This window comes from Thermogutta sp. (assembly GCF_014359955.1).
Taxonomy (GTDB): Bacteria; Planctomycetota; Planctomycetia; order Pirellulales; family Thermoguttaceae; genus Thermogutta.
The window spans coordinates 1-4,932 of the sequence record NZ_JACIYL010000294.1; the positions used below are offsets into that span (position 1 = coordinate 1).

Genomic DNA, 4,932 nt, shown 5'->3' on the forward strand with positions numbered 1-4,932 from the left:
GACCCTCCAATGCCGGAAGCGAACACACAATCGCGGCTGTGGAACTTACTTTCGCTCGGTTGGCTTCCCACTCCGGTGCGTTTGCTGGTATTCGGGAGTTGGGGGATCTGCCTGGGGCTGGCCGCGCTGGTGGCCCATATTTCGCGTGCCCCCTCTTATTTGAGCGATGATCCCGAGGTGTGCGTCAACTGTCACGTGATGCGTCCTGAGTACGTGAGCTGGCGTCACAGCAGTCACGCGGAGGTGGCCCACTGCAATGATTGCCACGTTCCTCAGGATTCTTTTTGGCGTCACTGGCTTTTCAAAGCCCGGGATGGTCTCTGGCATGCGACCGTGTTCACCATGCGATGGGAGCCACAGGTGATCAAGTTGTCCAAGAGAGCGGAGCCGGTTGTGGAGCAGAACTGTCGGCGCTGTCATGAAGCGCTGATCAGTTTCACGTCGCTTCGCGAGCATGCCCCGGGTGATCTCCGCTGCTGGGATTGTCACACGGAGGTCCCGCACGGTTCAGTACGGGGCCTGGCGACCACACCCGGTTACCTTGATCCAAGCCTGCCGCCGGTGGGGCCCAACACCCTAGGACCGCGAATCGGCGGGCGCGAGCCCCGGGCTTCTGGCGAGGGTGCCGGTCGGTAATACACTTGAGTCAATTGTCACGCTCTTTTAGGGAATGCGCTCTTTGAAGATTTGAAAAAGAGGTGGAAACGATGGACCAATCGCAACACACTTCACAGCAAAAGCAATGGGCGTGGGTAGGATGGGTGCTTTTCGCTGTCGCATTGATCGTGACATTCGGACTCGGGCTGCTGGCGTCGTCGATCCTCACCCGGCGGCGAGAAGCCCTGCCGCCGCAACCCGTTCATCCCATTGCCAGATGGGAGTCAGACAGCAGCAAGTGGGCGGCTAATTTCCCCCGAGAATACGACCGCTACCGTCAGATGATGGACGATACCACCCGAACGAAATACGGCGGAGCTTTTCCCCGGGATTACCTAGAAGAAACCCCAGCCAACGTGATCCTGTTTGCGGGTTATGCCTTCGCTAAAGATTACCGGCAAGCACGGGGTCACGTGTATGCGGTGGAGGATGTGACGCACACCAAACGGGTCAACGAAAAAACGCCGGCGACCTGCTGGACCTGCAAGAGTACGGACGTCCCGCGGTTGCTGGCTCAGATGTCACCCGCCGACTTTTACAAACAACCCTTCGCGGCGTTTAAGAAGGAGATCACCCATCCCATCGGCTGTTTGGATTGTCATGATCCGACCGACATGCGGTTGGTGATCACCAGGCCGGCGCTTCGCGAAGCACTGCAAAGGCAGGGACGCGATCCCGACAAGCTCTCGCACCAAGAGATGCGGACGATGGTGTGTGCGCAGTGCCACGTCGAGTACTACTTCAAAGGCGAAGGGAAGTACCTGACATTTCCGTGGGACAAGGGCACGTCTCTCGAACAGATTGAGAGCTATTACGAGGAGGCCAATTTCAGCGACTGGACACACGCCATCAGTCATGCCCCCATGGTGAAAATGCAGCATCCGGATTTCGAAATATATTCCACGGGAATCCATGCCTATCGCAACGTCTCGTGCGCGGACTGTCACATGCCGTACATGAGTGAGGGTGGCGTCAAGTTCACCGACCATCATGTACAAAGTCCGCTGCTCAACATCGCCAACTCCTGTGCTGTTTGTCACCGATGGAGCGAAGAGGAAATCCGCAGTCGCGTGGAAAGCATCCAGGACAAAATCCACGAAGTGCGGGGACGGGTAGAGCAGGCCCTCGTGGCAGCGCACTTCGATGTGGCGGCTGCCATGCAGGCAGGGGCCACCGACGAGGAACTTCAACCTGCCCGCCAGCTCATCCGTCGAGCACAGCTTCGGTGGGACTTTGTGGCGGCCAACAATGGCATGGGCTTTCACTCGCCGGCGGAGTGCCTGCGGATCCTGGCTGCGGCTCTCGATTTAGCCGGGCAGGCTCGCTCCGAGGCCAGCCGCATTCTCGCCAAACACGGTATCACTGACCCCATCAACTATCCCGATGTAAGCACCAAGGAAAAAGCCCAGGCCGTGGAACAACTGTTCGTCAAGGGGACGCCGCCCAATCTTTTGCCCACCAAGGTGAGTGGTAGCCCCGTCCCTGCTGCGCTGACGGCCGGGCCATGATCCCCTCAAAATCGGTGGAACGCTGTCGCCCATCGCCACTCATGCGATTCTCGTGAGAATTTATCGCCGCCGGGTCCGCCGAGTTCGTCGCGGCTCTGAGCGATGGGACCGTTGGGTATGGTCCACTTCTAGAGGGTCGCGATCGTCTTCCGCCGAGAACACTGGAGGAGGTAACTTGGTGGCTAATGCCGCGGCATCTTCATCGGTGATGTCCTGCCGCGCGTACCCGTAACCACGGAAGATTGGCAGGCCTTTCAACCGCGCATAGATTTCCCTCCGCGTCCGCCCCTCTGGCATGTCGGGCCAGGGACCTTCTTGGTCCTGGAAATGGAAAAAGTTGTCAACGAGGGGTCGGACATATCGCCAGTAAGCGGGGTTGTCGGTTTGCAGCACGAAGAGTCCACCGGGAACAAGCGCGCGATGGACCAGCGCCAGGAACGCCGGTGTCAGCAGCCGTCGGTGCTGCTTCTGTGGATCTTTATACGGCTGAGGATGATAAATGTGGATTTCCGCCACGCTGTGGGGAGCCACGTAATTTTCCAGAAATTCGTGACCGCCACACACGATAAAACGCACATTGGAGAGTCCCCGCTGGTTGGCGCGACGGGTCGCATAGCGGATCACTACCGGCAGGATGTCCAGCCCGACGTGATTGAACTCGGGACGCCGTAAAGCACTGGCCAGCGTGAAACGTCCGTTGCCGCAGCCGATGTCCAAAACAAGCGGGGCCTCCCGGCCGAAGACCGCCGACCAATCAATGGGGCCGGGGGGCGGAAGTCTCTTGATGGCCGTCTTTACCCACTGCTCCGGAGGAAGGATCCGCCCGGGAATGGGAACGCCAAACTCGTACTCGACGTCACCATCCCGGTAGTCTTTGGGATGTTTCATAGGATTCTCACGTACCGCAGGGGGCCTTAGCCGCACATAATGGGAGAATTGTCTTGCTGTAAAGAAGCCACACAGACGGGGCACTCCCTCACTATTGTACACAGGCTCCCAGTTCGAAGAGACCGCTCGGAAATCGCCGGGTCGTTAAGGTGCAAAAATGGTTTTGCGGCAACTGGCCGAAATCCTCTGGGTCTTCGCGCTGCTTGGATTGGCGAGTTTTGGGGGACCGGCCGCCTCCATCGCCATCATGCAGCAGACGCTTGTGCGGCGGCGTCGCTGGCTGAGTGATACAGAATTCATGGACTATGTGGGAGCGAGCCACCTCATCCCCGGCCCGATCGCGGTGCAATTGTCCCTCCATTTGGGCTACCGTCGCGCAGGCCTCCTTGGGGCGCTGGCCGCAGTCGTGGGATTCGTCGTCCCCGCGGCGATGATCACGTGGCTCTGTGCGGTGGTGTACGTGCGCAACCAGGGATTGCCCGCTCTGGAGGCCTGCCTCTCGACCGTCCGACCGGTCATTCTCGGCATTATCCTCGTTTCCATCAAGCAAATTGCCCAGGGAAGATGGCGACGACCGACCAATCTTGTAATCCTGGCCGCCGTGGTTGCGGCCTACATGTGGGGAGCCAATCCATTCGCAGTTCTTGTGGCGGGCACGTTCCTGGGAATGCTCCTGTTTCACGTGATTCAACCGAAAAAAGAAAACTCCCCGCCCGGCGACCGCCCTCCTGAAGTCCCCGCTTCGCGCCATACCTTCCCGTTTATCGGAGGTATGACGGCCGCCGGTACTTCGGCGCTGATAACCCAGATGTCTCCCCTTCAGCTTTTTCTCGTGTTTGCCAAAGTGGGGGTTTTTCTCTATGGAGGTGGTAACGTACTGGCGGCTTATCTGGCCTCTGAATTCGTCAACACGGGTATCCTGTCGCACCAACAATTGCTGGATGCGCTGGCGGTTGGTCAGAGCACGCCCGGTCCGATTCTCACAGTCGCCACATTTCTGGGCTATGTGCTGGGCGGCCATATCGGAGCGGTAGCGGCCACAGCAGGCATTATCACACCATGTATGGTCCTGGCCTCCGTTCTCCATCCCTATGTGCGGAAGGCACGCTCCTACCGCTGGTCGGCCGCGTTTTTGGATGCCCTGATGCTGGCCGTCATCGGTCTGATTCTGGGAGTGTGCGTGGACCTGGGACGCCAGGTTTTTACTCAGCCCGTCGCAATCGTCCTGGGGCTATTTACATTATGGGCGGCGGGCGTTTGGAAAATTTCGCCCGTTCGTTTGATCCTGGCGGCCGCCCTCTTGGGGCTACTCATCGGACGGTGAGACTGGTTTGCGCGAGAATCGGTCCTCCCGACAACCCACCGCACAGAGTGGCCTTTAACCCTGCCCGATGGGTCGCCCACGGTTGCGAAAACCACCCCTGTGGACGCGGGTCGTACCGCAGCGAACAGGTCGAGACCATACGTGACACACCCGTCGGGACGGATGTTTCGATTTTGTCCGCACGTGGGCGGGGCGATTCATGAATCGCCCGTAAGGACGTGAGCGGCTGGTCCGGGGCCATAACAGCGAAACGACCAACTTTTTCTCCACCCGACATTCGCACTTTGGTTGTGCGGCCATCTTGAAACGGGCGCGTCCCAGTCTGGGCGTTGGCTTCCCCAAGCGAAAATGCTGTGCCATAATGATACGCGGATGAGCGAAGCAAACAGCCAGGCCGTTCTGCGGTTCTTCTGGGAGGGTTCCCATAGCACCGAGTCGAGGAGGCGTCCACCATGCAGAAGCATTTCAGTCATTCTGTCAAACTGACCTATGGGATGATGATAGTCGTGCTCAGCACCGCCTTGACGTACGGGGGTGCTCTTTTGGCAGAGAATG

General features: G+C 58.9%; 4 protein-coding genes. 3 read left to right on the forward strand and 1 reads right to left on the reverse strand.

All coding sequences use genetic code 11. The features are described 5' to 3' along the window. On the forward strand, nucleotides 1-636 hold a 636-nt coding region (nrfH, locus tag H5U08_RS10135; RefSeq protein ID WP_297032662.1), incomplete at its 5' end, for a cytochrome c nitrite reductase small subunit. A 71-nt stretch (nucleotides 637-707) separates the two neighbouring features. Further along, nucleotides 708-2,165 (forward strand): ammonia-forming cytochrome c nitrite reductase subunit c552, encoded by a 1,458-nt coding sequence (locus tag H5U08_RS10140; RefSeq protein ID WP_297032664.1) that lies wholly within the window; start codon nucleotides 708-710, stop codon nucleotides 2,163-2,165. 60 nt (nucleotides 2,166-2,225) lie between these two features. On the opposite strand, the gene H5U08_RS10145 is transcribed toward H5U08_RS10140, so the two are convergent. Then, the gene (locus H5U08_RS10145; protein WP_297032665.1) at nucleotides 2,226-3,053 is read right to left on the reverse strand and encodes a methyltransferase domain-containing protein; all 828 of its coding nucleotides are present in this window, start codon (nucleotides 3,051-3,053) and stop codon (nucleotides 2,226-2,228) included. Nucleotides 3,054-3,210: 157 nt separating this feature from the next. Between H5U08_RS10145 and chrA the strand changes: the two genes are divergently transcribed. Continuing rightward, nucleotides 3,211-4,377, forward strand: coding sequence for a chromate efflux transporter (gene chrA, locus H5U08_RS10150; RefSeq protein ID WP_297032667.1), 1,167 nt, complete (start codon nucleotides 3,211-3,213; stop codon nucleotides 4,375-4,377). The last annotated feature ends 555 nt before the right edge of the window (nucleotides 4,378-4,932 follow it).

Excerpts from the sequence above, each read along its gene's own strand:
- H5U08_RS10140 (WP_297032664.1), top strand. The coding sequence starts at position 708 with ATGGACCAATCGCAACACACTTCACAGCAAAAGCAATGGGCGTGGGTA.
- H5U08_RS10145 (WP_297032665.1), bottom strand. The coding sequence starts at position 3,053 with ATGAAACATCCCAAAGACTACCGGGATGGTGACGTCGAGTACGAGTTT.
- chrA (WP_297032667.1), top strand. The coding sequence starts at position 3,211 with ATGGTTTTGCGGCAACTGGCCGAAATCCTCTGGGTCTTCGCGCTGCTT.